The sequence below is a fragment of the Moorena sp. SIO2C4 genome, assembly GCF_010672485.1.
GTDB classification, from domain to species: Bacteria; Cyanobacteriota; Cyanobacteriia; order Cyanobacteriales; family Coleofasciculaceae; genus Moorena; species Moorena producens.
Genome location: NZ_JAAHGN010001552.1, coordinates 1 through 1,137, shown reverse-complemented (window position 1 = coordinate 1,137; position 1,137 = coordinate 1). Strand labels below are relative to the sequence as shown.

The following is a 1,137-nucleotide window of genomic DNA, read 5'->3' as shown; positions in this document are numbered from 1 at the left end:
GTCAATTCCCCAATGGCTAATACTACCTAGTTTATTGTAAGATTCAGACCTGACAATGCCCAACTTCTTCATAGTAGAAAACAACTCGGCCTGTACCGACTTCGTCATTCCAATAATTGGAACAACTTGAGTCGATATCTGCTTTGTTACTCCTGCATTCTTGGGCATTGTCAAATTCTGAATCTACAGGTCCATCTTATCATGGTTTGTCGGAAGTGTTTAGTTCTTTTACGGTAAGCTTAATTTCTTTTTCGTAGCGACGAAGAAAGTAGAGCTTAGAACTGAAACAATGCATTATTGACATGAAGTCATCCATAAGCTCCTGCTGGGGGGTCTTGTAGGTGTTGTTGAGTACTACTATTTTACAGTCGTGTAAAGAGCAAAACCATTCCACAAAATCAAAACCAAAACGACACCACCTATCTTTGTGAGCTACAACGATGGTTTTCATCTCAGCTCCTGCCACCTTCTCCATCAATTTGATCAACTTGCGCCCCTTGAAATTCAACCCAGAGCCGTACTCTGAATAACACCTACAGTTTGGGTAGTTTCTACCCAGGTAATCAATCTCAGAGGTTAGATCGTCGGACTCAGAACGAGTAGAAACTCTGGCGTATAGGACAACAGAACTTTAATCCTCTCCCTCTATTAGTTTTTCAATAGAACTAGCCAAATAACGTCGGTGTCCGCCGGGAGACTTTATACACTCTATTTTTCCTGCTTCTGCCCACCTAGCTAACGTCCTAGTGTTGTAACCAGATTTTTTCTGAGCCTCGACTGGGGTAATATACATAGCAGACTGTCCATTTGATCCTATTATCTCCTATTTTATACTTATTTTAAAGGGTTTAACTGATGGGCGAGGCATCCTGTAAAGTTATCCAAAGATTAATTACATTAGCTTTCACTAAGCTAGTCCTGCTCAGGAATTTTTGTAAAATTAAATACAGAAAATAGTTAAAGTTTACCCATTGTCTGGGAAGATTTTGGCTCGAAGCAGTCTCAGCTAGGGTAGACGGGAATTTTTTTATCTTGATGACGAACTATGAAACTTTTAGAACCGCAGACCCAAACCCTGACTTGGAACAGCTCCCCTAATCCCAACTTAGATCAGTCCCAGGAAGCGTTCCAACCTGG

1 protein-coding gene and 1 pseudogene are annotated in these 1,137 nt (G+C 41.0%); both read right to left on the bottom strand.

Annotated elements, in window-relative coordinates:
* Positions 1-199 precede the first annotated feature (199 nt).
* Positions 200-616 (bottom strand): annotated as a pseudogene (locus F6K20_RS39445) (IS607 family transposase); the annotation flags it as partial.
* A gap of 15 nt (positions 617-631) precedes the next feature.
* Positions 632-793 (bottom strand): helix-turn-helix domain-containing protein, encoded by a 162-nt coding sequence (locus tag F6K20_RS39440; RefSeq protein ID WP_287254137.1) that lies wholly within the window; start codon positions 791-793, stop codon positions 632-634.
* Positions 794-1,137 lie beyond the last annotated feature (344 nt).